Source organism: Candidatus Binataceae bacterium (genome assembly GCA_035650475.1).
GTDB lineage: Bacteria > Desulfobacterota > Binatia > Binatales > Binataceae > JAKAVN01.
Genome location: DASRHP010000001.1, coordinates 162,029 through 184,180, shown reverse-complemented (window position 1 = coordinate 184,180; position 22,152 = coordinate 162,029). Strand labels below are relative to the sequence as shown.

Genomic DNA, 22,152 nt, shown 5'->3' with positions numbered 1-22,152 from the left:
GCGGTCCGGAGGAACGACGATGCGCCAATTCAAGACCCTGCTCGACGGCCTGTGTTTCGGCGAAGGCCCGCGATGGCATGACGGGAAGTTGTACTTCTCCGACATGCACGCGCACACGGTAAACGCGGTTGACTTGCAAGGCCGCACCTCGGTGGTGGCCGAAGTGGCGGCGTGGCCGTCGGGCCTCGGATGGCTGCCGGACGGCCGGATGCTGGTCGTGTCGATGACCGATCGCAGGCTGCTGCGGCTGGAGAACGGCGCGCTCAAGTTGCACGCGGATCTGAGCGGGCTCGCGTCGTTCCATTGCAACGACATGGTGGTTGACGGGCGCGGGCGCGCCTACGTCGGCAACTTCGGCTACGACCTGATCGGCGGCGCGCCGCAGAGGCCGGCCGAACTGGTGATGGTCGCGCCGGACGGCGCGGCGCGCGTCGCGGCGCGCGATCTCGAATTTCCCAACGGCACCGTGATTACGCCCGACGGCAAGACGCTCATCGTGGGCGAATCGATGGGCCATCGGCTGACCGCCTTTGATATCGCCACCGACGGCGGGCTCGCCAACCGCCGCATATGGGCCGAGCTCGGCGACGGCGTGCCCGACGGTATCGCGCTCGACGCCGAGGGCGCGATCTGGGTCGCTTCGCCGATGACTCACGAGCTGCTGCGGGTCAGGCAGGGTGGCCAGATCGCCGAGCGCGTAAAGCGCGAGCAGATGCCGATTGCGTGTATGTTGGGCGGGCCGACGCGCCGCACGCTCTTTCTCCTGACCTCGGAAAGCATCAACCCCGACGAATGTCGCGCCAAGCGCAGCGCGCGAATCGAAACCGCCGAAGTCGAGGTCGCGGGAGCCGGATGGCCGTAGGCGCTGTGGGCGGCGCGAGCTCCAACGGCCGCGGCGCGATCTTCAAGCAGCGGCGCGCGGCCTTCATGGCCGCGATCGGTGACGCGCTCGCCGTGCTGCCGAGCGCGCCGGTCGCCATCCGCTCCAACGACGTCGAGTTCGTCTATCGCCAGGACAGCGACTTCTACTACCTGACCGGCTTTACCGAGCCCGAGTCAGTCGCGCTCTTCGCGCCCGGCAACCGTGACGGCGAATTCATCCTGTTCGTGCGGCCGCGCGACCGCGACCGCGAAACCTGGACCGGCCGGCGCGCCGGCGTAGAAGGGGCGATGCTCGACTACGGCGCCGACAAGGCCTACACGATCGACGAGCTCGACCGCGTCCTGCCGCGCTATATCGAGCGGGCCGAGCGCGTCTATTATCCGCTGGGCAACAACGAGCGGATGAATGCGCGGATGATCGAGGCCGTGCGCGGTGCGCAGGCAATGCGCCCGCGGACCGGCTCGGGGCCGATCGCAATGCTCGATCCGCGCGAGCTGATTCACGAGGCGCGGCTGAGGAAGCGTCCGGAGGAGTTGGACGCGATGCGCCGGGCGGCGGCGATTTCGGCGGAGGCGCATAAGGCCGCGATGCGGCGCGCGCGGGGCGGGATGATGGAGTGGCAAATCGAGGCGCTGGTCGATTACGAATTCCGCTCGCGCGGCGCCGCGGGCCCGAGCTATCCCTCGATCATCGCCTCCGGCCCCAACGCCGCCATCCTGCATTACATCCACAACGATCGCCGGATGGACGGCGGCGAGCTGCTGCTGATCGACGCCGGCTGCGAGTACGACTTTTACGCCGCCGACGTCACGCGCACGTTTCCGGTCGGCGCGCGCTTTAGTCCCCTCCAGCGCGACCTCTACTCGATCGTGCTCGAAGCGCAGCGCCGCGGAATCGAAGCGGTCAAGCCCGGCGCGCGTTTCGACGAAGTGCACGACGCCGCCCTCCGCGTGCTGGTGGACGGAATGATCCGGATGGGGCTGGTCAAGGGCCCGCTCGACGACGCGATCAAAAACGCCGCCTACCGCCGCTACTACATGCATCGCACCAGCCACTGGCTCGGGATGGACGTGCACGACGTCGGCCTGTACCGCGTCGGCGGCGGCTCTCGCGTGCTGGAGCCGCGCATGGTGCTGACGGTCGAACCCGGATTCTATGTCGCTGCCGACGACGAGAACGCACCCGAGCACATGCGCGGGATGGGGATCCGGATCGAGGATGACGTTCTGGTCACCGACGACGGCCATGAAGTCCTGACCGCGGCGACTCCCAAGACGATCGACGAGATCGAGGCGCTGACCAGCGGTTGAGCGCGCGCCCCATCGCGAGCGCAGTTCGATGCGCTGCTTACGGCGCCGGCGCGTGCGCTGCTGCGGGCGGCAGGTGCGGATAGAGCTGGAACAACATCAGATAGACGATTACGCCGGTTATCGACACATAGATCCATAGCGGCAGCGTCCAGCGCGCGATCGCGCGGTGCCGGGCGAAACGCCCGCGCAGTGCACGCGCCAGTGTAATCAGCACCAGGGGTACGATCACGGCCGCGAGCGAGATGTGCGAGATGAGGATCGTGAAATACACCGGTCGGGCCCATCCCTGGCCGCCGAAGCGCACGTCGCCAACGTGGTAGTGATAGATGCAGTAGGAAATCAGGAAGGCGATCGAAACCGCGAACGCGCTCAGCATGAACGCGCGATGGGCATGCACGCGGCGGCGGCGAATCGCGATGAAGCCTCCCACCAGCAGCGCGGCCGCCGTGGCGTTGAGGATCGCGTCGAGCGGCGCGAGCTTGTCGTAGGAAAACATCAACCCCTGAAGATCGGCGGGCCGCGGGTGGCGACCCGTCGACCATCTCAGCGCATTGCGACCTCGCGCACAACTTATGCCACGGCGCGGCCGTGGCGGAGTAGGCGGCCGGGCAACGGCCCGTCCGGCGCGATGGCGTCGTGCCCGTCGCGGCGCAGCACGGTGCCGTTTACGATGAGGGCGTCGATGCCATAGCCGTCGGCGACCAGCCGATCTGCGCCTGACGGTAGGTCATTGATCCGACGCAACCGGCCGCACGCGATCTTGTCCGGGTCGAAGACCACCACGTCGGCGGCCATCCCGGGCGCCAGCCGTCCGCGATCGCTAATCCCGAAGACTTCGGCCGGACGCGCCGTGAGCATCCACACCGCGCGCTCGATCGGGATCGCCTTGCGCTCGCGCACCCAGTGGCCCATCAGGTAGGTCGAGAAGCACGCGTCGCAGAGCTGGCTTGCGTGGGCGCCGGCGTCGGACAGGCCGACCACCGTGTGCTTCGCGTTGAGCAGCGCGAGCACCTCGTCCTCTTCGTAGTTGAACAGCGCGATCCTGAAGCGCGCTTCGAGCTTTGTCTCGAGCCCGATATCGAGCATCACATCGATCGGGTCCGTGCCGCGCCGGCGCGCCAGCTCGGCCAGGTTGCTCTCCTCGAGTTCCGGACGGCCTGGGTAATACGACACCCAACTGCGCTCCCAGCGGTCGGCGAATCTGCCTTGCGAATTTATCCCGATCTTGGCCTTGAATGCGGCACGGAATTCGGGGTCGGCATAGACTCTCATCTTGCCGTCGAAGTCGGCCGCCGAGATCTGCTTGAACAGCGACATGCTCTCGAAGATGAACGGCTCCTTGAGGGTCATCTCGAAGTTGAGCGGGCGGCAGGCGACCTGCGGGATGATCCGCATCCCCTGCTCGCACAGCTCCTGCGACTGGGCGAGCAGGCGGCGATGGCCGTCGTTGTTGCCGGTCATTCCGGCGAGCAGCGCGGTCCAGGTGATGGTGCGGCCGGTCGCGCGCGCGAGGTCGGCGAATTCCTTGAGGAACAGCTCGCGCCCGACCGTGGCCTGGATCACTCCGCGACCTTCCTCGCCGAGGACGTTCGCGAGCGCGGTGATCTCGGCCATCTCGGCCCTGCGGCTGGGGACCGGCTTGCCGCTGTAGCCGACGTGGGTCGCCGACTTGGAGGTCGCAAAGCCGAGCGCGCCGGCGCGGAGCGCGCCGCGCACGATCTCGCGCATCCGCGCGATCTCCTCCTCGCTGGCAGATCGTTCCACCGATTCCTCGCCCATCACGTACAGCCGGGTGGGCGTGTGGCCGATTAGCGCGCCGACGTTGATCGCCGATCCGCGGCGCTCGACCGCGTCGAGGTACTGGTCGAAAGTCTCGAAGGGCCACTCGTAGCCGAGCCCCGCTTCGAGCGCCTCCAGGCTCATCCCTTCGACCTTCTCCAGCGTGCGCATGATAAGCCCGCGGTGCTGGGCGCGGGTCGGCGCGACGCCAAAGCCGCAATTGCCCATCACCACCGTGGTCACGCCGTGCCACGGCGAGATTGTCATCATCCGATCCCACAGGATTTGCGCGTCGTAGTGGGTGTGGATGTCGATGAAGCCCGGCGCTACGACGCGTCCACGGGCGTCGATGGTGGTGGCGGCCCTGCCGGGCGCTTCGCCGAGCGCGGCGATCTTGCGGTCCTTGATCCCGACCTCGCCGCCGCACGCGGGGCCGCCGGTGCCGTCGATAATCGTACCGCCCGTTATCTTGAGATCGTAATCCATGCCTGAGAGTCTCCTTGCGCCCGGCCGGTACGCCGCATTTTGCGTCCGGCGCCTTATCGGGAGGCCAGAGGCGGCCCGAGTCCTTGTAACTTATATCGCAGTGTCGCGCGCGCGATCCAGCGCGCGATCTTCGTTGTAAACCCGGCGCCCATCTAGTAGACAAATTGGCAGGAACGGAACTTGTCTGTATCCCCGGCTCCCGCCTCGGGAGCCGCAGCGAGGAGAGGCCATGCTCAAACCCATTATCTCGGCGGATTCGCACATCACCGAACCGCCAAACACCTACATCGACTACATCGAACCCAGGTTCAGGGACCGCGCCCCTCATCTTGTGCGCGACGACCGCAAGGGCGATCTGTTCGTCATCGAAGGACTGTCGCGGCCGATTCCGATGGGACTGGTGGCGGCGGCCGGCAAGCCTGCCGAGTCGCTGACCGCTTTCGGCGTCAAGTTCGAGGAGTTGCATCGCGGCGGATGGGACCCCGAGGCGCGGATGGCCGACCAGGACCGCGATGGGGTGGCCGCCGAGGTCATCTACCCAACGGTCGGAATGCTGCTCTGCAACCATAAGGACTACGATTACAAGAAGGCCTGCTTCGACGCCTACAACCGTTGGATCGCCGAGTACTGCGCGGCCCATCCGGATCGCCTGATTGGCGTGGGGCAGACCGCGATGCGCTCGGTCGAGGAAGGCATCGAGGATCTGCGCCGCATCAAGGAGCTCGGGCTTAAGGGCGTGATGATGTCGGGCAATCCGCAGGTCGAGGACTACGACAGCCCGATCTACGATCCGTTCTGGGAGGCCGCGATCGATTTGGGCCTGCCGCTCAGCTTCCACATCCTGACCAGCCGCGAAGACGCGATCGGACGCGCGCGCGGACCCAAGCTCAACAGCTTCCTCTCCATTATCCGTGGCAATCAGGACATCATCGGGATGCTCATCCTCTCGGGCGTTTTCGAACGCCATCCCAAGCTCAAGATCGCATGCGTCGAAGCCGACGCGGGCTGGGTGCCGCACTACATGTACCGGATGGATCATGCCTACGAGCGACATCGTTATTGGCTGACCGCTGGCACGATCTCCAAGATGCCTAGTGAGTATTTTCGGGAGAATATCTATCTGACCTTCCAGGACGACTGGGTAGCGTTCCAGATGAAAGACATGTGCAACATCCGGCGTCTGATGTGGGCCAACGACTTTCCGCACAGCGACTCGACCTGGCCGCATTCGCAGGAACTGCTCAAGAAGCATACCGCGCACATGAGCGAGGAAGAGAAGAACTGGGTGCTGCACGACAACGTCGCCGAGCTCTACCACCTCGGCATCTAGGCCGGACAGTCAAATCGGATCACACGGCGCGGCGGCGCTGGCTCCCTTGGCCGGCGCCGCCGTTGCCTTTGGCGACTATGAAGTGCCGCCGAAAGGCTTCTCGAACCAGGCGACGTCCCAGTAGCGGCCGAACTTGCGACCGTTTTCGGTGAACAGCGCCACCTGTGTGAAGCCGAAGCGTCGGTGAAGCGCGACCGAGGCCGCATTGGGCAGCGTGATTCCGGCCATCGCGCGATGGATGTCCTGGCCGCCGATCGCGTCGAACAGCGCCTCGTACAACCGAGTGCCGACTCCCCGGCCTTCCATCCCGGACGCGCAGTAGATTGTGGTCTCCACCGAGGTCTCATACGCGCGCTTGTGATGGAACGGCATCGAGCCGGCGTAGGCGACCACAACGCCCGCCTGCTCGGCGACGAACAGCCGATAGCGCCCACCGCCGGCGAAGCCGTCGAACCATGGTGTGCGCGTTTCGACGGTGTAGGGCTCAACGTCGAAGGTGATCGGGGTATTCCGAATAAAATAATTGTAGATCTCGGTGATTGCAGCGAGGTCCCCGCGAATTGCGGGCCGAATCGTGATGTCCGCCGCCATGGTGCTCGCCCCTGATACCGCCGCGTTGCCGACGACCTCATTGTTGCGCCCGCGCCGTGGAATCGGAAGCGGGATGGCCGCGGGAAAGCCGCCCGTGCTATAGACGGCGGCGGACGGGCTTCCAACGAGCTAACGCGGTGCACGATGAAGATCCTGGTGATGGGCGCGGGCGCCGTCGGCGCCTATTACGGCGCGCGGCTGCAACAGGCGGGCGAGGAGGTGGTATTTTGTGCGCGTGGCGAGAACCTGCGCGTGCTCCGCGAAGGCGGACTGGAGGTTAAAAGCTTCAAGGGCGATTTCAGCCTGCGCGTCACCGCGACTTCGCGTCCGGCCGAATTCGCTCCCTACGACCTGGTCCTGTTCTGCGTCAAAACCTACGACACCGAAGACGCCGCCCGGGAGCTCGCCGGATGTCTCGCGCCGCAGGCAACCGTGCTCACGCTCCAGAACGGCGTCGAGAACGAGGCCGTTCTGGCCGGTATCTTCGGCGCCGACGCGGTGATGGCGGGTAACGCGCGCGTCAATGCGGAGTTGGCCGCGCCGGGCAAGCTGATCCACATAACGACCGGCGTGATTCAGTTCGGGCCGCTCGACGGGCGCCTCGGCGAGCGCGCGCGCCGCGTCGCCGCCGTCTTCGAGCGCGCCGGAATTCTCGGTGAGCTGACCCCCCGCATGCGCATGCTGCGCTGGGAGAAGCTGTTGTGGAACGGGGCCTTCAACCCGGTGACGGCGCTGAGCCGCCGATGCGTCGGGGACGTGATCGACACGCCCGAAGGGCTGGCAACCGTGCGCGCCCTGATGCGCGAAATCGTGGCGGTGGCGCGCGCCGAGGGCGCCGAACTAAGCGAGGCGGACATCGAGCGCCAGATCGGCCGTTCGTTTACCCAACTGCGCGCGGTCAGGCCCTCCACCTTGCAGGACCTCGAACGCGGCAAGCGGCTGGAGCATGACGCGCTTACCGGCGCAGTGATCCGCGCTGCCCGCCGCCGCGGTATTCCGGTGCCGGTGACCGAAACCGTGCACGCGCTGCTTAACCTGCTCGACCGCTATCGCGAAAGTTCCGTGCATTGATCGCGCGATAAGCGGCGCTGGATTTGCCACGCATTGGCGCTAGGATTGAGGCCACAGGCCGCGCGGCGTGCCGGATGGACGAGCCAGCCAAGCCGAGCGCAAGGGAGGACCGAGATGGCGAGCGTCACACAACTCGGATATCTGGGTATCGGCGTGAGCGAGCTTGCGCGATGGGAGCACTTTGCCAGCGAAGTGCTCGGCCTCCAGGTCAACGGCACCGACTCCGACGGCTCGATGTTCCTGCGGATGGATGAATATCACCATCGCTTTATCCTTCTGCCCGGCGGCCCCGACGATGTCGCGTTCGTCGGATGGGAAGTGCGCGACCAGCCGGCGCTCGACGAAATCCGCCGGCGCCTAAGCGCCGGCGGCGTCGAGGTCGCCGAAGCTACGCCCGAAGAGACTCGCGCGCGGCGGGTGGTCGGTCTCATCAAGCTTAGAGATCCCAGCGGCGTCCCGACCGAAATCTACTTCGGCCCGCTGATGAACTTCGAACAGCCGTTCAAGTCGCCGCGCGCGATTTCGGGCTTCGTCACCGGCGAGCAGGGGATGGGCCACATCGTGGTGCGGGTGGACGATGCGGCACGCAGCCTGCACTTCTACCGTGACCTGCTCGGCATGCGGATCAGCGACTTCATCGACATGCGCTCGCATCGCAGCGGCCAGTCGCTGAGCCTCACCTTCATGCACTGCAACCCGCGTCATCACTCGATCGCCTTTGGCGTGATTCCGGCAAGGAAGCGCCTGATGCACTTCATGCTCCAGACGCGCAGCGTCGACGACGTCGGCTCGACTTACTATCTTTGCCAGGATCGCGGAATCGAAATCTCGGGCACACTCGGCAGGCATACGAACGACCACATGATGTCGTTCTACCTGCGCTCGCCGTCGGGCTTCGAGGTCGAGTACGGATGGGGCGCGCGAGTGGTTGACGACGCGACCTGGCAGGTGCAAAAGCACGAGGCCCCCAGCATTTGGGGCCATCGCGGGTCGCTCGCGCCGATGCCGACGAAGCAGGCGCCGGTGTAGGCACGACGGCTAGGCGCGCTGATTGTAGGTGTTCATCGCGCGCTCGAGGCCGGTTGCGATTATGGCTTCGACCGCCTCGGCGGCGCGCGCAATGACGGCTTCGTATTCCTGGCGCTGACGCCCGCGTACGACGTGCAGCACGTAGTCCTTGGCATCCTCGTCGCGTGCCTGATGCCCGATTCCGACGCGTACCCGGATAAATTCAGGCGTATCCAGCGAGGCGGCGATCGAGCGCACGCCGCGGTTGCCGGCGTCGCTGCCGCCGCGCTTGAGCCGGAGCTGCCCGAAGTTGAGGTCGAGGTCGTCGTGGACCACGATCAGCCGTTCGGGCGGAATCTTGTAGTAACCCAGCACCGCGGCCAGGCAATCGCCGCTGAGGTTGTAGTACGTCTGCGGCTTGACGAGCAGCGTCTCCTGGCCGTCCACGCGCACCTCGGCAAGCAGCCCCTTGAACTTGCGCCGATGGAACCTGGCACCGCGAGAATCGGCCATATGTTCGACGACGAGGAAACCGATGTTATGGCGCGACCAGTGGTACTGTTCGCCCGGATTGCCGAGCCCCGCGACGACCCATCGCGCGTGCGAGCGCGGCTCGGCCGACGCGCTCTCCTTGCGCGCGCCTGCCGAGCGGAAGGCGGCAACGATTCGCCCGAGCCGGCTCATCGCGTCGCATCCCCCGCGCCCATCGCGCCCTAGGAGCGCGCGCGGCCGTTGCTCGGCGCAGGGGCGAACGCGGCGGCCAGCGGCTCGAGCGCTTTGAACAATGCGCCCATCTCGGCCGGCGTTCCGATTGAGATGCGCAGCGCGTCGGGCCACGAACGGAAATAGCGCACCAGGATTCCGCGCCGGCGCAGCGCGGCGGCCAGTGGTCCGAGGTCGCGCCCCGCCATCCGCGCGAGCACGAAGTTCGCGCTCGACGGCGGAACCTCGAAGCCCATCCGGCGCAGGCGCTCGACGACCGCCGCGCGCGTGCGCTTGACGCGCTCGACGTTGCGGCGCATCCAGGCCTCGTCGTCGAGCGCGGCGGCCCCGGCGGCGATCGCGACACGGCTGAGGTTGTAGGAATCCTTGACCTTGCGCAGTTGCTCGACAATCGCCGGGTGCGCGAAGCACAGTCCCAGGCGCATACCGGCGAGCGAATACGACTTCGACAGCGAGCGCAGCACGAGCACGTTGGGCAGCCGGCGCACCAGGCTGAGCGCATTTTCCTCGGCGAAGTCCACGTAGGCCTCGTCGATCGCGAGCAGGCGCGGTCGAAGCCGCCGCGCCAGCCGCTCCAACGTGCGGCGCGGCGTAAGCGTGCCCGACGGCGAGTTCGGATTGCACACGATCGTGAGCCGCGCGCGCGCCCGCACCAGCGCCTCGAACGGCAGTTCGAAATTGGGGCCGAGCGGCGGCGTGATCGCGTGCGCTTCCTGGACGGCGGCGAGCGTGTCGTATAGCGAATAGGTCGGCGTTGCCCACGCGACCCGGTCGCCCGGTCCGAGCGTTGCGCGGAAGAGCATCGCGAGCAATTCGTCCGAGCCGTTGCCCGCGAGAATCATTCGCGGCAGCACGCCGAAGCGGCGCGCGGCGGCCGCGACGAAGTCGTCGGCCTGCGGTGCCGGATAGAGCTTCAGCGCGCTTCCGAGCACTGCGTGCGCGACCGCGCGCCGCACCCGCGGCGAGGGCGGATAGGGATTCTCGTTGGTGTTGAGCTTTACCAGGTGCTCGCCAGGCCGCGGCTGTTCGCCCGGCACGTACGGCGCCATCCTCTGAATTGCTTCGCGGAACATCGTGGAGTCTGCTAGGCGCGGCGAGCGGCCTTGCGTATGGGCGCGCGCCGCATCGCACCCGCCGAGCGCGGTTGCGGCGCGGTCGATTCAAAGAGCCAGCGGAGATACGGGGCGGAACCGGCGGCGGGCGCGAGCGCCAGGACCTCCGGCACTTCGTAATTGTGAAGCTCGGCGACGCGGCGCTCGAGGCGCCCGAGCAGGGCCGCGCGCGTCTTGATGATCAACAGATACTCGGGCTCGTCCTCGACGGAGTCGCGCCAACGATAAACCGAGCGGATCGGGCCGACGATATTGACGCAGGCCGCGAGTCGTTGGTCGACCAGCGTGCGTGCGATGGCGCGCGCCTGGCGCTCGTCGCCGGCGGTGACAAGGGCGATTCTTGCTTGCGCCGCACGCATCGATCCTGCTCCGCGCCTGTACTTTAGCGGCCGTCGGCCAGCAGTCCAAGCCGGCGCAGAACGCCCGCCGTCGCCGGGCACGGCGTCGCCCGATCTCCGCGCGCGTGTAGCAGTTCGAGATGCGCGGCCAGCAGAAGGACGTCGCTCCAGCGGTCGACGTCGTACCATCCGGGTCCGAGCGCGTAACGGACGCGGCGACGGCGCATCCGCGCTACCGTCTGCGCCAGCACGCGTCTCCCACCCCACCTTATGCCGTGAAAGATGTCGGGCAGCGCGCCGCGTGCGCCCACCAGGTAGTAGCCGCCGTCGAGGCTCGGAGCGAGGACCACCGGAGCTCGCCGCAGCAGAGCGACACTGCGCGCCAGCAGCCGGCTCGGCAATGTCGGCGTGTCAGTGCCGAGGAGGACGGCGCCATCGCGACAATAGGGGGTGAGCGCGCGCGCCATCCGCGTGCCGAGGTTCCCCCCGCCCTGGTCGATAACTTCGGCGCCGCAGCGATGCGCGAGATGCCGAAAATAGGGGCTGCGCCGCGTGTCGGCGGCAGCGCTGGCGGCGATCACGAGTCGCGCCGGACCAAGGGTCGCGCATTTCGCCAGGGTATCGGCGATAAATGCGTCCGCGAGCGCAGCGGCCGATTTGCCGCCCAGCCGCGGAATCAGCCGGGTCTTGGTGCGCCCGGGAATCGGCTCGCGGCAGAACACAATGAGCGTCGGGCTTCGACTCATATTCCGGCGCCGACGATCACGCTCAGTTCGCCGAAGGACCGCCGCCGCCGTCGGGACTTGGTCCGCCGCCTTTGCCGTTGCCGCCGACGCTCTGGCCGACGCCCTGCATGATGTTGATCGGGAGCTTGAGAATGTAGGTGAAGAAGTGCGCCACCGACGTAATCGGCATCGGCACCACGCGCGGATCACCCAGCGGCCCGCTGACCTTGAAGTAGGCGGCCAGCAGATGGTTGGCGGCAAGGCCTTCGCCAATGATCGGCACCTGCGACATCAGCCAGTTGACCGTCTTGAACGGCGCCATCCCGACCTCCATGTCAACCACGTTGTCGCTCAGGCGCACGTGGCCCCGCGCCGAGATGTTCATCACCGGGCCGCGCAGGAGCAAATTGTCGCTGTAGAAGTCGCCGTTGTCGCCCTTGAAGTCGGCGGTCAGGGTTTCAAAGGGGACGCCGTTGACGCGCGGGTCCGGGACCTTGGCCGACAGCCAGGTCTTCAGATCGATCAGACCCAGCACGCGCGACAGCAGGGCGAACTTGTACAGCACGCCCTTGCTGACATCGACCGAGATGGAGCCGTTGAGAGTGCTGAAGAAGTCAGTGTCAGCGTTGGCCCACACATCGAAGGAGGACTTCAGCCGGCCGCGCAGCGGCGGCGCAGCAGAGGAATCGGCGAGCCTGAACAGCGGGCCGACCCGCATCGCATCCGTGCGGCCCTTGATATTGATCCAGTTGTCACGGCCGCGCCCGCTAAGTTCGAGGTTGGTCCGACCCTCGAATACGGTGGCGCCGAAATTGTACACGCGCCAGTCGCCATTGGCCTTGCGCTCGAAGTCGCAGCTCACGCGCGACATCGGCAGTCGCGCCAGCCGGGCTTCGTTGGCGACCACGTGTCCGACCGCCGGCAGGGGCCAGAAACGCGCGGGCGGGCTGGCCGACCACGGCACTCTGACGAACCGCATCACTTCGAGATCGAGTCGCGCGGCGTTGGCGTCGATCCTGAGCACCGGATGCTCGAGGTCGGAAACGCCGAGCGAGAAGTCCAGCGGCGAGCCCTCCAGCTTGGCCCCCATGATCGCGAGCAGCAGCCCGCGCCCGTCGAAGGTCAGCGTTGCCGACTGGGCGACGATCGGAGCGCGCAGAAAGCCGAAGTGGATCTCGCCGCCGCCCATCGTCAGCCGCCCCTGCGCGCGCAGCCCGTCGGGGCGCCGCGAGTCGCCCACGATCGTGAGCGAGCCGCCGATGGGGCCGCGGACGGCGATATCGTCAGGGCTGATCAGCAGTGGGAGCCATTGCTGGGCTTCGATCTGATGGAGTTCGACGGTTAACCGCCGCGGCTTGACCACGGCTGCTTTGAAAGCAAACTGGCCATCGAGCACAACGTTGGCGGGCGCCCCAGGGCGCGATGCCGATGCTGCCGAAACATGAGCCAGCTCGATCGCTCCCGGTGTGAGCGTCGCCGTGCCACCCACCAGCGCAATCGCCTGCGGCAACCCTTTGGCCGCCACATTGAAGCCGCTGGTATCGACCTGGATCCGGTAGTTCGCCGGGGGCGCCGGCGCGTCGGGATCGAAGGTGCCGGAAGCGCTAAGCTGCACCGGCGCCGTCCCGCTCAGGCGCTCGATTTGTTTGGCCGCGACGGCGCGCCCGAGCGCCGGGAAGAGCCGGCGTGCGGCCGGATAGAGCTCGCCGAGGTCGAGCCGTCCGCGCAGCCCGACCTTGTAACGGAGCGCGCGCTGTCCGGGGGAAAAGTCAAGCTCAACATTGGCGTTTTCGAACGACGAGCGTCCCAGTGTCGCCGAGCCCTGGCTCACCGTCAGCCGGTGCTTCGCGTACGAGATTTGCGCGTCGACCTTAAGTTGCGACGGCAGGTCGGGATCCGCGGGCAGCCCGATACTGACGCCCTTGAGCCGCGCCGACGCTGTCAGGTTGCCGAGCAGCGCGCCGGGCGTCATCGCGAGCTTACTCAGCGGCGCCTGATAGGTGGCGCCTTCAATCGTAATCTGTCCGGAGACCAGCCGCGCGGCGACTTCGGCCAGCTGCCGCGGCAGGCTGCGCGCCGCGCTCAGGCCCGACTTGAGCTTCGCGAGATCAATCTGCGCCGTAGCCAGGCGCGTGTTCAGCGAGGCGTTCGGCGCATAAGGGTCGTTGAGTGTGGCGTTGGCCGATATCACGGTCGCGTCGCGCACGCGCACCTCGATTCCGGCCAGCGCCACGCGCTGCGCGGAAACCGCAAAGAGCGTTCTGAGTGAACAATTTCCGAAGTCGAGCTTGCGGGTTAACTGCGCGCCGCCAAGGGCGAGGTTATCGATGCTTAGGTTGGCGCTGCCGTCCACTTCACCGTCGGCGCGCAGCACGAAGTGCAGCTCGCCGTGCACGAGGCCGCCTACCGTCAAGCCGCCACCCACGGGCTGTTGAAGCTTGCCGTCCCAGTACCAGAGTTCGCCGCTGGCCGCTACCTGGCCCGCGCCGCGCGCGGCCGTGTTGATCGTCGCCCGCCCGCTGACCTGGAGACCCTCGAGCGGTGTTTCGCTGTGCGGCGCGATAAAGCCGACGGTCCACACGTGCGAGCCGCGATGCTCAGGCGCCGCGGTCAGCGAGAAATCGCGGAGCAACAGGGCGCCGCTTTCATCGACGACCTTGGCGTCGGCGATGGTGATGCGTCCGACCAGGCCGGAGAACTCGCGAAACTCCCGGTCGATCGCGGCCACCGCGGCGTTATCCAGCCGCGGCAGCGCAGTGAGAGTGAATGTCCCGGCAGGGGCCGGCACGCGAACTTGCGGGTGGACCACGACGATCCGGCGCAGCGGCAGCCCGCTGTTCCAGATAAGTGCATGGTAGCTTACGACGACGTGGATGCTGTCGGCGGCGACCAGTTCGCGCCCGGCGTGCCGCATGCGCGGACGCTCGAGCACCAGGTTGAGATGCACGCCGAAGCCCAGGCGACTGTGGGCCGCGACGATCTGGTAGCCGGTGCGCTCCTCAATATGGCGCAGGACCGCTTCGACCAGGCGCCCCTGGTTGCGGAGGACTGCCGCGGCTAGCCCGAGAGCCAGCACGCATAGGACCAGCACCACAATCGCGGCGGCGCGAACGAGTCTCATCGGGCCCCGTCAGGATACAGGCGTGCCCCGGCCGTGAGCCCCGCGCCGGTGTGCACGCCACAGGCTCATTTGCCTTCGGCCGCTTCGGCGGCGCCGCTCGCGTTCTCCATCCAGCCCGCTCGATGCTTGCTGCGCAGGGCGGTCTTTAGGATCCGGTTGCGCAGGCGCACCGAGCGCGGCGTTACCTCGACCAGCTCTTCTTCGTCGATCCACTCCAGCGCGGCGTCGAGCGTCATCACACGCGGCGGACTCAACCTGATGGCTTCGTCGTGGCCGGCCGCGCGGATGTTGGTGAGTTTCTTCTCCCGGCACACGTTGACCGGCAGATTGGTCTCGCGCGCGTGTTCGCCAACGATCATCCCCTCGTACACCGGCTCGCCGGCGCCGATGAAGAACACGCCGCGTTCCTGGAGATGAAAGATCGCGTAAGGCGTAGCCGTGCCCTCGCGGTCGGAGATCATCGCGCCATTCTGACGCGAGCGGATCGCGCCGCACCATGGGGCATAGCCGTTGAACACCGAATGCATCACGCCAGTGCCGCGAGTATCGGCCAAGAACCGTCCGCGGAAGCCGATCAGCCCGCGCGCCGGGATGTCGTATTCTAGTCGCACTCGGCCGCTTTGATGGGTGGTCATTGTGCGCATTCGACCTTTGCGCGCTGAGAGCAGTTGCGTGACCAGTCCGATGTGCCCCTCAGGAATGTCGACCACCAGGAATTCCATCGGTTCGAGAACCGCACCGCCCTCGGTGCGGGTCACCACCGTGGGCTTGGAGACCTGCAACTCGTAACCCTCACGGCGCATGGTCTCGACGATCACCGCCAGCTGCAACTCTCCGCGCCCCATCACGCGCCACGAATCCGCGCTTGCCAGCTCGACCCGGATACTGACGTTGCGGCGCGCTTCGGCTTCGATGCGGGCGCCCAGCTTGCGCGAAGTGACAAACTGACCTTCGCGCCCGGCCCACGGCGCGTTGTTGACCGAAAAAGTCATCGCGACCGTTGGCTCGTCAACCCGCACTGCGGGCAGCGGCCGCGGATTTTCGGGGTCGGTGATGGTTTCGCCGATTTCGATGTCCTCGATCCCGGCGACCATCACGATATCGCCCGCCTGTGCGGCAGCCAGCTCGATCCGGCGCAGCCCGCGCCATCCGTAAAGATGCGCGAGCTTGCACGCCGTGCGCGAGCCGTCGAGCCGGCTCAGCGCGCAGGTTGCGCCGACGTTGAGCGTTCCCGCAACCAGGCGCCCGATCGCGAGCCGGCCTACGTAGTCGTCGTAGTCGAGGTTGTTCGCCTGGAACTGGAGCGGCGCCGCGGCATCGGCCTCAGGGCCCGGCAGATGCTTAATGATCGCTTCGAAAAGCGGCGCGAGGTCGGCGCCCTGGGCGTCAGGGTTCGTCAGAGCAACTCCCGCACGGGCGTTGGTATAGAGAACGGGGAAGTCGAGCTGATCCTCGGTTGCGCCAAGGTCAATGAAGAGGTCATAAACCTCGTCGAGCACCTCTGCCGGTCTGGCGTCCGCGCGGTCGATCTTGTTGATGCACAGCACTGCGGGCAGGCCGGCCTCGAGCGCTTTGCGCAAGACGAAGCGGGTCTGCGGCAGCGGCCCTTCGGAGGCGTCAACCAGCAGCAGGATGCCGTCCACCATCGCAAGCGTGCGCTCGACTTCGCCGCCGAAGTCGGAATGGCCGGGTGTATCGACGATATTGATGCGCACGTCGCGCCACACGATCGAGGTATTCTTGGCCATGATCGTGATGCCGCGCTCGCGCTCGAGAGCGAAGGAGTCCATCACGCGCTCGGCGACCTGCTCGTTGGCGCGGAAAACGCCCGACTGGCGCAGCAGCGCATCAACCAGCGTGGTCTTGCCGTGGTCGACGTGAGCCACGATGGCGAGGTTGCGGATATCCTGGCGTCGCATCCGGAGAATCGATCTTGATAATTGAACGGCGCGGCCGGGGCGCTTTTCGCGCCGGTCGCGCCTGCCACGAGTCTACCCGCCCCGGTCCGTAGTGTAAACGCGGGCGGCCGCACAGCGCCGCGCGGCTCTAAAGAAATGTGACAGGCGCGGGTTTACAGCGCGGCCGACCCGCCGTTCGACGGTGCGCCCGGCGCAGGGGCGGCGGGCGGGGCACCCGAAGGCGGGGGGAGGCCCGGCGGCGTGGCGCCGGGCAGTGCCTCCGGCGAACGGAGCCGCTTCTGTTCGTCGCGCTCGAGCCGCTCGAGCAACTGCTCCACGTCCTTGACCTCGACGATTTGCCAGCGCCCGTCCTTGCGCGCCATGCGGATGTTCCATTCGCGGCCCTTGTTGTCACGAAAATCGGTCCATGCGGTGTCGCCGGAGCGATGGAGCAGGACAATCGCACCCGCTACCGCCGCCGCCGGCATCTGGACGTCGCGCGCGCCGTCGTCCACCTGGCGCACCGCCCAGGTTTTCAACACCGCCGCCGTCGGCTGCGCCAGCAGATCGACCGCGCCCTTGCCGACCAGGGCCCCCAGCACCCCTCCGCCGCCCTTGTCGGCGTTCTGCTGCACCATCTCGTAGCCCGCATTGCGCACGAGGCTGGTGAAGTCGACGAACTGCGCTGCGGCCGCGCCGTCGCGCGCGTCGATCGCCTGCTTGAGCTGGAAGACCGCCCATGACGGGGTGCCGGGAACGTAAAGCAACGCCCAGCCGGCGATCACGATTACGATCAGGACTCCGATGGCGTGGCGCCACAAAAAGCGAAGCATCGCGTCCATTGTCCGTGAGGCGAACGGCAGTGTCGAGACACGCGCGCCGGCGGAGCGGCCGTGCGCGAGCAGTTTGGCCAAGGCACGCCGGTCAGGTGCGCGACAGCATGCTTGCGGCGTCGCGATCCAGCATCCAGATGACTTCGCCGTCGTCGGGCGCGACCAACTGGGCCGGGAAGCGATCGGGATCGCGAGGCCCTTCGAGCGCGTTTTTTACCGCTTGCGCCTTCTCGGCCCCCGCCACCAGGAACATTACCCGTGCGGCGTTGTTGATCGCCGGCGCCGTCAGGGTCACGCGGCGCGGCTGCGGGGCGTCAACTTCCACCGCAACGGCGATTCGCTCGCGCTCGTGGAGCGCCGGGCTGCCTGGGAAGAGCGAGGCGGTGTGGACGTTGTGGCCGAGCCCGAGCAGGATCAAGTTGAAGCGCGGAAATTCGCCCTCGCCGAGTCCAAGGCACGAGCGGATTTCCTCCTCGTAGGCCCGCGCAGCCTCTTCCGGAGGCCTTTCGCCGCGGATGCGATGCACCTGATCGGGACGCAGGCCGAGCCGGCTGAGCATCGTGCGGTTGGCCATCCCGAAGTTGCTCGCTGGATCGTCCGGCGGCACGCATCGCTCGTCGCCCCAGAAGAACTGTACTTCCTTCCAATCCACGCTGAGGCGAAAGCGTTCGGCCAGCAGCTCGTAGGTGGCGGCCGGCGTGGAGCCGCCCGAGAGGCACAGGTTGAACTCGCCATGCGTGCAAATTGCCTCGCCGGCGAAATGGACAATTTCCTCCGCCGCGTGCACGTAGAGCGCCTGCGCGTCGTCCAGGATGATCAGTTGAGGTTCTGCCATGATGGTTCACTCAAACCCAGGCGCGGCCAGGCGGCGGTTAGGTCTGTGCAAAACGCAACGGCGGCGGCTCCTCTCAGTGCGCCAGCAGCCTGAGCGCGCGCTCGACCACATTCTCCACGGTGAAACCGAAATGCTTGAGCAGATCCTGGAAGGGTGCCGACGCCCCGAAGGTTGTCATCCCGAGAACGTCGCCCTCCAGCCCCACCCATCGAAACCACGGCTGTGGCACCCCGGCCTCGATCGCAAGTCGGCGGCGATTGGCCGGCGGCAGCACGGAGTCGCGGTAGGCGGCGTCCTGCCGCTCGAACAACTCGAAGCTCGGCATACTCACCACGCGCACGGCGCGCCCGCGCCTTTCGAGTTCGGCCTTGGCTCCGACCGCGAGCTGCAACTCGGAGCCGGAGGCGATGAGGACGATCTCGGCCGCGCGCCCCGGCGTTTCGCATAGCACGTAGGCGCCGCGCGCCAGCGCGCTCGCCGGTGCCATCGCGGTGCGATCGAGCGTCGGAATTTTCTGACGGCTGAGCGCGAACAGCACCGGGCCGTGTCGATGGGTCATCGCTATCCGCCACGCCTCGGCGGCTTCGTTCGCGTCGCCCGGGCGAATCACGGTCAAGTTGGGGATCGCGCGCAGAGCGGCGAGATGCTCGACCGGCTGATGAGTCGGGCCGTCCTCGCCCAGCCCGATCGAATCGTGGGTGAAAACGTAGATGACCCGCAGGCCCATCAGCGCCGCGAGCCGGATCGACGGTCGGCAGTAGTCGGTGAAGACCAGGAAGCTCGAGCCGTAGGGGATAAGGCCGCCGTGGAGGGCGATCCCGTTGAGAATCGCGCACATCGCGTGCTCGCGGATGCCGAAGTGGAGATTGCGACCCGCGTAGTTGCCCGCGAGGAAACTGCCGCCGCCTTCAACGTCGACGAAGGTCGATTCGTTAAGATCGGCTGCGCCGCCGAACAGATTCCATACTCGCCTTGCGATCGCCTGTTCGGCGCGCGAGGCCGACTCGCGCGTCGCCAGCGTGTCGGTGGGAGTGAACTGCGGCAGTCCGGCGTCCCATCCCGCAGGCAGCTCGCCGGCCAGCATCGCCTTGAACTCGGCCGCTTCCGCCGGATGCTCTTTTGTGTAGCGCTCGAAGCGGCGGTTCCAGTCGGCTTCGAGCTCGCGCCCGCGCGCTCCGCACTCGCGCATGTGACGCAGGGCCTCGTCAGGCACGTAAAACGGCGGCTCCTCGGGCCATCCGTAGTTGCGCTTGGTGAGCTTCACCTCCTCGACCCCGAGCGCTTGGCCGTGGGCCTTCGAGGTGTCCTGCCGGTTGGGACTGCCGTAGCCGATGTGCGAGCGCACGCGGATGAGCGAGGGGCGCTGCTCCTCGGCGATCGCGTTTTCGATCGCGTGCGCCACCGCGTCGAGGTCGTTGGCGTCCTCGACCGCCTGGGTATGCCATCCGTAGGCCTCGAAGCGCCGGCACACGTCCTCCGAGAAGGTGATATCGGTATGACCGTCGATGGTCACGTGGTTGTCGTCGTAGATATAGACGATGTTGCCGAGCCGCAGGTGGCCCGCGAGCGATGCTGCCTCGCTCGCCACGCCTTCCATCAGGTCGCCGTCGCTGACGATGGCGAAGACGCGATGATCGAACAGGCGCGAAGCGTCGCGCTCGAAGCGGGCGGCGAGGTGCTTCGCCGCTATCGCCATACCGACTCCGTTGCCGAAGCCCTGGCCGAGCGGCCCAGTCGTGGTTTCGACGCCGGGCGTGAGATGGTTTTCCGGATGGCCGGGGGTGATGCTGCCGAGCTGGCGGAAGCGCTGGATCTGTTCGAGCGGCAGGTCGTAGCCGGTCAGGTAAAGCATCGCGTACAACAGCATCGAACCGTGCCCGGCCGACAGTACGAAGCGGTCGCGTCCATACCAGTGCGGATTGGCCGGGTTGTAGCGCATGAAGCGCGTCCACAGCAGGTAGGCAATCGGCGCCATCCCCATCGGCATCCCCGGATGGCCCGAGTTGGCCTTCTGCACCGCGTCGATCGCGAGCACGCGGATCGAGTTGATGCACAGCTGATCGAGATTGGTTTGCGCCGTCTTGCCTTGTTGAGTCGCGAGAGCCACTGTCGCTCCGATTGTCGCGGCGCACACGAGCCGCCGCGGTCTGAACTATTCGCCTATGCGCCAGGCCGCGCGCCGGGATGCGCGTTGCCCATGTCAACCACGCGGCCGGCGCTCGGGCCGTAATGCCGTGCGCTACGCCCGGTCCGCAGGTCCCGCGCAACGCAGATGCGGCTCGCTGCGGCCCGGCGCGGCTTCACCACTGCGAGTTGTCTTCGTCCTCTGGATCGCCCGCTTTATGGCGCATCAGGTTGACCGCCGCCTTGACGCTGCCCTTGTCGCCCTGCCCGAGCGAGGCGACGAACCTCTGCGCCACCATCCGCATCAGCGCTCCCTCTTCGGGATCCAGCTCACTGCCCATCGCGGCCAGCCGTTCCATTGCTGCCCGCAGCGCGGCAAGCGAGCCTGCCAGATCGCCGCGCGCGCGGCACGCGGCCGCTGCCCGTAACCGTTCGCGCACTTCGGCGACGACCGGCCGCGCCCGCTCGCCGACGGTTATCTCCAACTCGCCCAGGTTGTCGGCAAGCTTGAGGAACTGGTCGAGCGCGGCGTCTTCGACAGGCACGTTCCCATCTTCTAACGCATCCGTCACCCGTTGCAAGGACGGCGGCCGCGACCACCGAGCCGCACTGTCGACGAGCGCGGTGAATTATCTTTGCCGAGGGTGATGTAGAACTTGGAGCGCTTTTGATAGAAGATCGGGGACGCAACGCACCAACGGAGGGTTAGCGGGTTTCGATGAGACGCAACGGTGATCGCCGCGTGGTGGTAACCGGCTTGGGCCTGGTCACGCCGCTGGGGACCGGGGTCGAGAAGAACTGGGAGGCGTTGATGGCGGGGCGCTCGGGCATCGGCCGGATCACCCGGTTCGACGTCTCGGACTTTCCCGTGCGCATCGCCGGCGAGATCCACGACTTCAACCCCGCCGACTGGATCGAGAAGAAGGACGTCAAGAAGATGGACCTCTTCATCCAGTACGCGGTCTCCGCGGCCGAACAGGCGATGCGGCAGTCGGGGCTCAAGATCGACGAGAGCATCGCAGAGCGCGTCGGCGTGCTGGTCGGGGTCGGGATCGGCGGCCTGCTCACCATCGAAGAGAACCACCTCTCCTTCCTCGACACGCGGCTCAAACGGATCACGCCGTTTTTCATCCCGAAGCTGATCGCCAACCTCGCCCCCGGCCAGATCGCGATCCGCTACGGCGCGCGCGGCATCAATCTCGCTACCACCAGCGCCTGCGCCTCGGGCAGCCATGCGGTCGGCGAGGCCTTCAGGTTGATCCGCGATGGCTACCTCGATGCCGCGATCACCGGAGGCGCCGAGGCGGCGCTGACCTCGCTCGGCATCGGCGGCTTCATCGCGATGCGCGCGCTGTCCACACGCAACGACGCGCCCGAGGCCGCCAGCCGCCCGTTCGACGCCGAACGCGACGGCTTCGTGATGTCCGACGGTGCGGCGGCGCTGATCCTGGAAGAGCGCGAGCTGGCGCTCAAGCGCGGCGCCGCGATTCTGGCCGAGATCGTCGCCTACGCCGCCAACGGCGACGCCTATCACATGACCTCGCCATCGCCGGAAGGGCAGGGCGCAGGACGCTGCATGCAGCTTTGCCTCGAGGACGGCAAACTCGACCCCAACGAAGTAGATTACATCAACGCCCACGGCACCTCGACTCCGCAGGGCGACGTCGCCGAGACCCAGGCCATCAAGCACGTCTTCGGCGAGCGCGCGGCAAAGATCGCGGTCAGCTCGACCAAGTCGATGACCGGGCATACCCTGGGAGCGGCCGGCGCGATTGAGTCGGTTTACACGGTGCTCGCGATCGCGCGCGGGATGCTGCCGCCGACGATCAACCACGAACATCCCGACCCTGAGTGCGACCTCGATTACGTGCCCAACCGCCCGCGGCCGGCGAAGATCAGGCTGGCGCTGAACAACTCGTTCGGCTTCGGCGGTACCAACACCACCCTGGCCTTCAAGCCCGCCCAAGAGCTGCACGGGAACTAGC

At 66.9% G+C, this 22,152-nt stretch carries 19 protein-coding genes; 6 read left to right on the top strand and 13 right to left on the bottom strand.

Annotated features, from left to right (window positions below):
* Positions 1–19: 19 nt before the first annotated feature.
* On the top strand, positions 20–862 hold the full coding sequence (locus VFB33_00805; GenBank protein ID HZO80206.1) for an SMP-30/gluconolactonase/LRE family protein: 843 nt from the start codon (positions 20–22) through the stop codon (positions 860–862).
* Positions 853–2,193 carry an aminopeptidase P N-terminal domain-containing protein gene (locus VFB33_00800; protein HZO80205.1) on the top strand — a complete coding sequence of 447 codons (1,341 nt, stop codon included), beginning with the start codon at positions 853–855 and terminating at the stop codon, positions 2,191–2,193. The genes VFB33_00805 and VFB33_00800 overlap by 10 nt, the downstream gene beginning before the upstream one ends.
* 37 nt (positions 2,194–2,230) lie before the next feature.
* Here VFB33_00800 and VFB33_00795 read toward each other — a convergent pair whose 3' ends face one another.
* Both VFB33_00795 and VFB33_00790 read right to left on the bottom strand, forming a co-directional pair.
* Positions 2,231–2,689, bottom strand: a complete 459-nt coding sequence (locus VFB33_00795; GenBank protein ID HZO80204.1) for a DUF420 domain-containing protein — start codon at positions 2,687–2,689, stop codon at positions 2,231–2,233.
* A 74-nt stretch (positions 2,690–2,763) separates the two neighbouring features.
* Positions 2,764–4,458, bottom strand: a complete 1,695-nt coding sequence (locus tag VFB33_00790; protein ID HZO80203.1) for an amidohydrolase family protein — start codon at positions 4,456–4,458, stop codon at positions 2,764–2,766.
* A 229-nt stretch (positions 4,459–4,687) separates the two neighbouring features.
* On the opposite strand from VFB33_00790, the gene VFB33_00785 reads away from it, so the two are divergent.
* Positions 4,688–5,788, top strand: a complete 1,101-nt coding sequence (locus VFB33_00785; GenBank protein ID HZO80202.1) for an amidohydrolase family protein — start codon at positions 4,688–4,690, stop codon at positions 5,786–5,788.
* Positions 5,789–5,863: 75 nt separating this feature from the next.
* On the opposite strand, the gene VFB33_00780 is transcribed toward VFB33_00785, so the two are convergent.
* On the bottom strand, positions 5,864–6,379 hold the full coding sequence (locus VFB33_00780) for a GNAT family N-acetyltransferase (GenBank protein ID HZO80201.1): 516 nt from the start codon (positions 6,377–6,379) through the stop codon (positions 5,864–5,866).
* 144 nt (positions 6,380–6,523) lie between these two features.
* Here VFB33_00780 and VFB33_00775 point away from each other — a divergent pair, with 144 nt between their 5' ends.
* Positions 6,524–7,450: a 2-dehydropantoate 2-reductase gene (locus tag VFB33_00775; protein ID HZO80200.1), complete on the top strand. Its 927-nt coding sequence runs from the start codon at positions 6,524–6,526 to the stop codon at positions 7,448–7,450.
* Between the two features lie 114 nt (positions 7,451–7,564).
* A complete protein-coding gene (bphC, locus tag VFB33_00770; GenBank protein HZO80199.1) occupies positions 7,565–8,479 on the top strand; it encodes a biphenyl-2,3-diol 1,2-dioxygenase in 915 nt (304 codons plus the stop codon).
* Between the two features lie 9 nt (positions 8,480–8,488).
* Here the strand turns inward: bphC and pth are convergent, their stop codons facing one another.
* The 10 genes from pth to VFB33_00720 form a co-directional block, all read right to left on the bottom strand.
* Positions 8,489–9,142 carry an aminoacyl-tRNA hydrolase gene (pth, locus tag VFB33_00765; protein ID HZO80198.1) on the bottom strand — a complete coding sequence of 218 codons (654 nt, stop codon included), beginning with the start codon at positions 9,140–9,142 and terminating at the stop codon, positions 8,489–8,491.
* Between the two features lie 29 nt (positions 9,143–9,171).
* Positions 9,172–10,254, bottom strand: a complete 1,083-nt coding sequence (gene hisC, locus VFB33_00760; GenBank protein ID HZO80197.1) for a histidinol-phosphate transaminase — start codon at positions 10,252–10,254, stop codon at positions 9,172–9,174.
* Between the two features lie 11 nt (positions 10,255–10,265).
* Entirely contained in the window at positions 10,266–10,652 is a 387-nt protein-coding gene (gene cutA, locus VFB33_00755; protein ID HZO80196.1) for a divalent-cation tolerance protein CutA, read from the bottom strand.
* Between the two features lie 23 nt (positions 10,653–10,675).
* The gene (locus VFB33_00750) at positions 10,676–11,377 is read right to left on the bottom strand and encodes a TIGR04282 family arsenosugar biosynthesis glycosyltransferase (GenBank protein HZO80195.1); all 702 of its coding nucleotides are present in this window, start codon (positions 11,375–11,377) and stop codon (positions 10,676–10,678) included.
* Between the two features lie 22 nt (positions 11,378–11,399).
* The gene (locus VFB33_00745) at positions 11,400–14,477 is read right to left on the bottom strand and encodes an AsmA-like C-terminal domain-containing protein (GenBank protein HZO80194.1); all 3,078 of its coding nucleotides are present in this window, start codon (positions 14,475–14,477) and stop codon (positions 11,400–11,402) included.
* A 65-nt stretch (positions 14,478–14,542) separates the two neighbouring features.
* A complete protein-coding gene (typA, locus tag VFB33_00740) occupies positions 14,543–16,396 on the bottom strand; it encodes a translational GTPase TypA (protein HZO80193.1) in 1,854 nt (617 codons plus the stop codon).
* Between the two features lie 152 nt (positions 16,397–16,548).
* Positions 16,549–17,208, bottom strand: a complete 660-nt coding sequence (locus VFB33_00735) for a DUF2939 domain-containing protein (GenBank protein ID HZO80192.1) — start codon at positions 17,206–17,208, stop codon at positions 16,549–16,551.
* Positions 17,209–17,299: 91 nt separating this feature from the next.
* Positions 17,300–18,043 carry a 6-phosphogluconolactonase gene (pgl, locus tag VFB33_00730; protein ID HZO80191.1) on the bottom strand — a complete coding sequence of 248 codons (744 nt, stop codon included), beginning with the start codon at positions 18,041–18,043 and terminating at the stop codon, positions 17,300–17,302.
* Between the two features lie 73 nt (positions 18,044–18,116).
* On the bottom strand, positions 18,117–20,150 hold the full coding sequence (tkt, locus tag VFB33_00725; protein HZO80190.1) for a transketolase: 2,034 nt from the start codon (positions 20,148–20,150) through the stop codon (positions 18,117–18,119).
* 193 nt (positions 20,151–20,343) lie between these two features.
* Positions 20,344–20,712: a hypothetical protein gene (locus VFB33_00720; GenBank protein HZO80189.1), complete on the bottom strand. Its 369-nt coding sequence runs from the start codon at positions 20,710–20,712 to the stop codon at positions 20,344–20,346.
* A 173-nt stretch (positions 20,713–20,885) separates the two neighbouring features.
* Here VFB33_00720 and fabF point away from each other — a divergent pair, with 173 nt between their 5' ends.
* A complete protein-coding gene (gene fabF / locus VFB33_00715) occupies positions 20,886–22,151 on the top strand; it encodes a beta-ketoacyl-ACP synthase II (GenBank protein ID HZO80188.1) in 1,266 nt (421 codons plus the stop codon).
* Position 22,152 lies beyond the last annotated feature (1 nt).

Excerpts from the sequence above, each read along its gene's own strand:
- bphC (HZO80199.1), top strand. The coding sequence starts at position 7,565 with ATGGCGAGCGTCACACAACTCGGATATCTGGGTATCGGCGTGAGCGAG.
- pgl (HZO80191.1), bottom strand. The coding sequence starts at position 18,043 with ATGGCAGAACCTCAACTGATCATCCTGGACGACGCGCAGGCGCTCTAC.
- VFB33_00795 (HZO80204.1), bottom strand. The coding sequence starts at position 2,689 with ATGTTTTCCTACGACAAGCTCGCGCCGCTCGACGCGATCCTCAACGCC.
- VFB33_00800 (HZO80205.1), top strand. The coding sequence starts at position 853 with ATGGCCGTAGGCGCTGTGGGCGGCGCGAGCTCCAACGGCCGCGGCGCG.
- fabF (HZO80188.1), top strand. The coding sequence starts at position 20,886 with ATGAGACGCAACGGTGATCGCCGCGTGGTGGTAACCGGCTTGGGCCTG.
- VFB33_00775 (HZO80200.1), top strand. The coding sequence starts at position 6,524 with ATGAAGATCCTGGTGATGGGCGCGGGCGCCGTCGGCGCCTATTACGGC.
- cutA (HZO80196.1), bottom strand. The coding sequence starts at position 10,652 with ATGCGTGCGGCGCAAGCAAGAATCGCCCTTGTCACCGCCGGCGACGAG.
- VFB33_00735 (HZO80192.1), bottom strand. The coding sequence starts at position 17,208 with ATGCTTCGCTTTTTGTGGCGCCACGCCATCGGAGTCCTGATCGTAATC.
- VFB33_00750 (HZO80195.1), bottom strand. The coding sequence starts at position 11,377 with ATGAGTCGAAGCCCGACGCTCATTGTGTTCTGCCGCGAGCCGATTCCC.
- VFB33_00785 (HZO80202.1), top strand. The coding sequence starts at position 4,688 with ATGCTCAAACCCATTATCTCGGCGGATTCGCACATCACCGAACCGCCA.
- hisC (HZO80197.1), bottom strand. The coding sequence starts at position 10,254 with ATGTTCCGCGAAGCAATTCAGAGGATGGCGCCGTACGTGCCGGGCGAA.
- VFB33_00805 (HZO80206.1), top strand. The coding sequence starts at position 20 with ATGCGCCAATTCAAGACCCTGCTCGACGGCCTGTGTTTCGGCGAAGGC.
- VFB33_00780 (HZO80201.1), bottom strand. The coding sequence starts at position 6,379 with ATGGCGGCGGACATCACGATTCGGCCCGCAATTCGCGGGGACCTCGCT.
- VFB33_00745 (HZO80194.1), bottom strand. The coding sequence starts at position 14,477 with ATGAGACTCGTTCGCGCCGCCGCGATTGTGGTGCTGGTCCTATGCGTG.
- pth (HZO80198.1), bottom strand. The coding sequence starts at position 9,142 with ATGAGCCGGCTCGGGCGAATCGTTGCCGCCTTCCGCTCGGCAGGCGCG.
- typA (HZO80193.1), bottom strand. The coding sequence starts at position 16,396 with ATGCGACGCCAGGATATCCGCAACCTCGCCATCGTGGCTCACGTCGAC.
- VFB33_00790 (HZO80203.1), bottom strand. The coding sequence starts at position 4,458 with ATGGATTACGATCTCAAGATAACGGGCGGTACGATTATCGACGGCACC.